A 4,456-nucleotide genomic window follows, 5' to 3' on the forward strand; every position below is an offset into this window, starting at 1 on the left:
AAACGGCATTAGCGAAGCAATATGAAGCAAGTCAGAAAGCCCAGCAGCAGCTACAAGCGAAATTAACGCAGCAAGAAGAAGGCTTCACTACCGCTCAGGCTCAACTGAAAAAAGCGAATACTGATATCGCTCAGTTACAAAAAGAGATTGAGAAGCAGAAGCAGCTAATGACGCAAGCGTCGGATCAGCAAGTGAAATCATTAACGGTTGAGCTTACTCAGCAAGTATCGCTATTAAAATTGCAAGAAGCGGTACTGAAGAAAGCGGAAGAAGATAGCCGAGCGACACGCGAAGCGCTGGCGAAGCAACAGGCCGTAGCGAAACAGTTAGCCGAGCAGAATAAGCAGCTACAAGCGCAGTTAAAAGATAACGAGCAGCAGGCCGCGAAACTGCAAACCGTGTTGACGGCACAAACCGCGCAGACTGAGCAACATAAAGCATTAGAAGCTGAATTGAAAGCTGCTCAAAAACAGTTACAAGCACAAAAAGCGGAAGTTGAAAAACAAGCTAAAGAGCGTGAGCAACAAATTAAACGCCTTGAAACTGATATTACGACTAAAGAGAAAAAAGCGGCTGAGATTGATAAACAGTTAGTCGAGGCGAACAAACAAATCAGTGCATTAAAACTGGATGCTGAGAAGCTAAAAGGAATTGATAATAAATATCAATCTCAGAATACTGAGTTAGAAAAACTGAAAAAACAGTTAGCTGACAGTGCTAATTTGCAAAAAGAGTTAGCAACAGCTAAAGATCAATTGAAGAAACTAGAAGCTGAATTGAAGCAGCAAATGTCATTAACTTCGAATGAAGCGCTTAAAGCTCAGATCATGGAGTTAAATAAAAAAGTCATGCAGCTTCAAGATGAAAATGACAAGTTAAAAGCGAAAATAGCGCCGAGTGGCTCTACATCGATTATGGGAGCACCTAAAAAGCAACTGTCTCAAAAAGAGCTAAAGGCAATTGCTCAAGCGAATGCAAAGCGTAATCAACGTATAATTGAGGAAATCACTAAGCAGAAATACAGTAAGCTTGATAGCTTTACGTATTATAAAATCCTGCAAAAAGGTAAGCCAATTACCAATGTGCAGAAGAAAAATATCACATTTATTATGCGAGAACAGCTTACTGATGGAACTCTGACGGTACTGTATAAGGATCAAGAGCCTGTCACATTGCCTTATAGTGAACTACCCGCACCGTTGAACTCCTTTGTTGAGAAAGCGGGAGAAGGGGGTATGGTTAAGGTTTATATTAAGCCAGAAGGTGGTTATGGTGTCGATGGAATACCTGGGGTCATTCCGCCAAACTCAATGTCGATTATTGATTTGAAAATTATCAGCGCTAAATAACCATAATCAAAAAGTTAAAAAAGGCCGTTTTACTAATTTAGTAAACGGCCTTTTTTGTTATCGTCCCTGCATAAGTACTGAAATTTTTTCCGTTATCCATTATTGAAAAACCACTGAAATAGAGATTAGAACCATCGAATTGAGAGCAATTCAGTTAGGGAAGGGCAGGCGTTTAGCTAATTATTATCTGCCTTTCTGTCAGTATATAGGGCAATGCACACATATCTATAACTGACAGGGCAAATGTATTTTTTAGAAATAATCTAAATCATCACATCAGTGAGTCGGTGATCTTGATTTACTTGGCGTATACCCAAAACGCTTACGATAGCTTTGTGTAAAATAAGATTGACTTGAAAAGCCTGCTTCCATTGATATTTCAACGATACTCATTTGAGTATTTACAAGCAATTGATGTGCATACATAATTCTTTTTTCGCTGATCCATGAACGTGGTGAAGTTGAATAAACCGCATTAAATAGTTCTTTAAAAGTTGTTAAGCCCATACCGAATGTTTTCGCAAAATCAGCCAGCTTCCACTCTTTTAAAAAGTTATTTTCCATGAAATTCTGTAATCGTTCTGCTTGTCGATTACTCAGTTGTCTTAAATTAGCCAGCAGCTTTGAGCCTTGTTCACTATAAGAAAGCAATAAAAGAAACTCAGATATACGTAATGTCACCAGTAATCTAGGGTATTGTTGGTCAACGATGGCTTTAAAGCTATTTTTTAATTCATCAATGAGTGTTGATGTAGTAAACCTAATCACATCATAGCTATTGGTTTCTGTACGTTCAATTTCACTCAATTGGCTGCCATAAAGATTAATGAACTCTCGTAAAAATTGATCTTCTAAGGATATCCAAAGAAATTCACAATCTGACTCATCATCCGTGCTTTTTAAAGCATATGAACCTTGTTTGTGATAAAGAATATCACCACAGTGTAGTGTTTCTATTGATGTAGGGCTTTCCCATATCAAGCTGCCCTTTTCAATAATAATTAATCCTTTTGTAGGTTGGTCGATAATAGAATACGGGTTCTCTTTATTAACCAAGACTCTTTTTATACGACGGTTAGTTACATTGCTATCATTTTGCATAACGCATCCTGAGTGTTAATTTTTTAATTAAATGTTGAATTTGTTAATGTAAAGTTAAGGTTGAATTCCTTTATCTATTTATTAGATGAACAATAAATTCATCTTTATCTGATTGATCAAAATTATATAAATCAGCCTTTTTTGTGTCACAGATTAATTCTAAATATTAATAAATGTTTCCAAATGCTAATTTTCCGAATTAATATCTTTTTTTGCTCGAAAAAAGTATTGTTAGAGATGTTTTTTAGTTATTTATAACTAGTTAGTTGTTTTTGTATAGTGATTAATACTGATAAATGGTTTTTAGTAGCATAAAAAGTAATCTAATGGTTTTATTCAATTCTGGTGTTTTTTGATCTAGATGGGGTAAGCCACCTTTTTCTGTATATTAGGAGGAAAATATAGTGATAGCTTTTATTGTTATTAATATCGGAAAATATAGTACTGATAAATAAATTTTATGTTTTTATCTGTTAGCCATGTTATCAATTAATTTTGTTACATGTAACGATAATAAATATTTGTCGTAATAACATAAATCACACAATATTTGAGATAGAAATCTCATTTATTAAACATATTTTCTAAAAGTATGGTTTTTGATAGTTCTATAAACATAGATTTTGATTATTAGTTATCATGGGGTACTAATTTTTAGAGAAACGTCACTCAAACGAAATGGATATAAGCTCTGTCGAGGAAGCAACCTATTGACGAGTTAAAAAAGATTTACAAGTGTTTAGGGGGCTAAGCGATAAATGACAATTAGCATGCCATAAATTGATAGGGCAACAGTTGGCGTTAAGAAAGGGGGCTTTTAAGATTATTTAATGATTGTTTCTTTTATTATCATCACACTCATTATCAATATATTTTAGCAAACTAATAAACCCAGCGAATATCACAATGTAAATAAAAAGTTATCTAGTGGTTAATTATCTGTGGATGAATTTCTATTACGTTTTCTTTCAGGGAGTTCAGGAACTGGCTTTCGGTCATCAAGTAAATGTCTGATGGCTAAGATGGGGTGATGGAGTAACATTTTTGGCCCAGCCCAGCGCATTACTATTTTCATTTGTTCTCGCATTTTTGGCTGGTAACAATGTATTGGGCATTGTTTACAAGCAGGCTTTTGCTCTCCATAACGGCATTTTTCGAGCCGATTAATTGCATAGGCATAGAGCTTTTTATATTGTTCTGGCGAATCAGCCGGTGCAGGATGTGCCTTTTCGTAGAGTTGGATCATTTTTTCGATAGTTTTTATTTCCCGCTGGATACGTTTCCCAACCATCTGTGCACCTCAATCTATCTACAATAAATTGTATTTAATATACATGTTATTGAAGGGAATAGAAAGTCGGCATGATAAGAAGATAAACCGAAAATGGCATAAGTAACGACTTATGCCATAATAAACAATAAGATAAAATTAACTAGAAAATGAGTAATATAAATTGTTAATTAAGGTTTAACTAAACCAAAAACAAGATAAAAACTTACTTATTTAGCCTAGTAAATTGAATATTAACCTTTATTTGCCGATTGCATTATTTTTTGCATTTCGTCTTTTATATGCAATTTTTCTTTTTTAAGCTTAGCAACATGCTCATTATAACCAGCACCGGAAGGGCCTTCTAATTTGCTGATCTCTTTATCGAGCTGATGATGTTTTTCATAAAGATTTTGGAAGCGGGGATGAGTAGATATTAACTTTGAAACTAAATCTTGCTCTGTAGATAACATAGTACCTCCTCAGAATGTATTTAAGCCTCATCTCCAGTATAAGCACTGTCTATTATTTATGCATTAAAACAGAGAAGAATTTACATAGTTTTTATCAAATTTATGATCATTCTACTAAAATTAGCTATGATGGGATTGAATTAGATAGTTATATTTTCTTATTTTTGAAATTAAGAATTATCCATGGTGTAAATTGTAGTATTTTTCACTTACTCTAGGTAAAAAGATTTCTATTTTTTATTAATATGATTGCATTTGATAGG

At 34.2% G+C, this 4,456-nt stretch carries 4 protein-coding genes; 1 reads left to right on the forward strand and 3 read right to left on the reverse strand.

Features of this window, described 5'->3' with window-relative positions:
- Positions 1–1,349: hypothetical protein (locus PR675_RS20335; RefSeq protein ID WP_272582961.1), on the forward strand; the 1,349-nt coding region annotated here is incomplete at its 5' end.
- A 276-nt stretch (positions 1,350–1,625) separates the two neighbouring features.
- Here the strand turns inward: PR675_RS20335 and PR675_RS20340 are convergent.
- The 3 genes from PR675_RS20340 to PR675_RS20350 all read right to left on the reverse strand — a co-directional run bounded on the left by PR675_RS20340 (position 1,626) and on the right by PR675_RS20350 (position 4,193).
- Positions 1,626–2,450, reverse strand: a complete 825-nt coding sequence (locus tag PR675_RS20340; RefSeq protein ID WP_004921678.1) for a helix-turn-helix transcriptional regulator — start codon at positions 2,448–2,450, stop codon at positions 1,626–1,628.
- Positions 2,451–3,381: 931 nt separating this feature from the next.
- Positions 3,382–3,741 (reverse strand): nitrous oxide-stimulated promoter family protein, encoded by a 360-nt coding sequence (locus tag PR675_RS20345; protein WP_004921676.1) that lies wholly within the window; start codon positions 3,739–3,741, stop codon positions 3,382–3,384.
- 233 nt (positions 3,742–3,974) lie between these two features.
- Positions 3,975–4,193 carry a DUF465 domain-containing protein gene (locus PR675_RS20350; protein WP_004921673.1) on the reverse strand — a complete coding sequence of 73 codons (219 nt, stop codon included), beginning with the start codon at positions 4,191–4,193 and terminating at the stop codon, positions 3,975–3,977.
- Positions 4,194–4,456 lie beyond the last annotated feature (263 nt).

The sequence above is a fragment of the Providencia sp. PROV261 genome (genome assembly GCF_028477945.1).
GTDB classification, from domain to species: domain Bacteria; phylum Pseudomonadota; class Gammaproteobacteria; order Enterobacterales; family Enterobacteriaceae; genus Providencia; species Providencia stuartii.

What these genes read in the sequence shown, in the direction of transcription:
- PR675_RS20345 (WP_004921676.1), bottom strand. Translation starts at nt 3,741, where the DNA reads ATGGTTGGGAAACGTATCCAGCGGGAAATAAAAACTATCGAAAAAATG.
- PR675_RS20340 (WP_004921678.1), bottom strand. Translation starts at nt 2,450, where the DNA reads ATGCAAAATGATAGCAATGTAACTAACCGTCGTATAAAAAGAGTCTTG.
- PR675_RS20350 (WP_004921673.1), bottom strand. Translation starts at nt 4,193, where the DNA reads ATGTTATCTACAGAGCAAGATTTAGTTTCAAAGTTAATATCTACTCAT.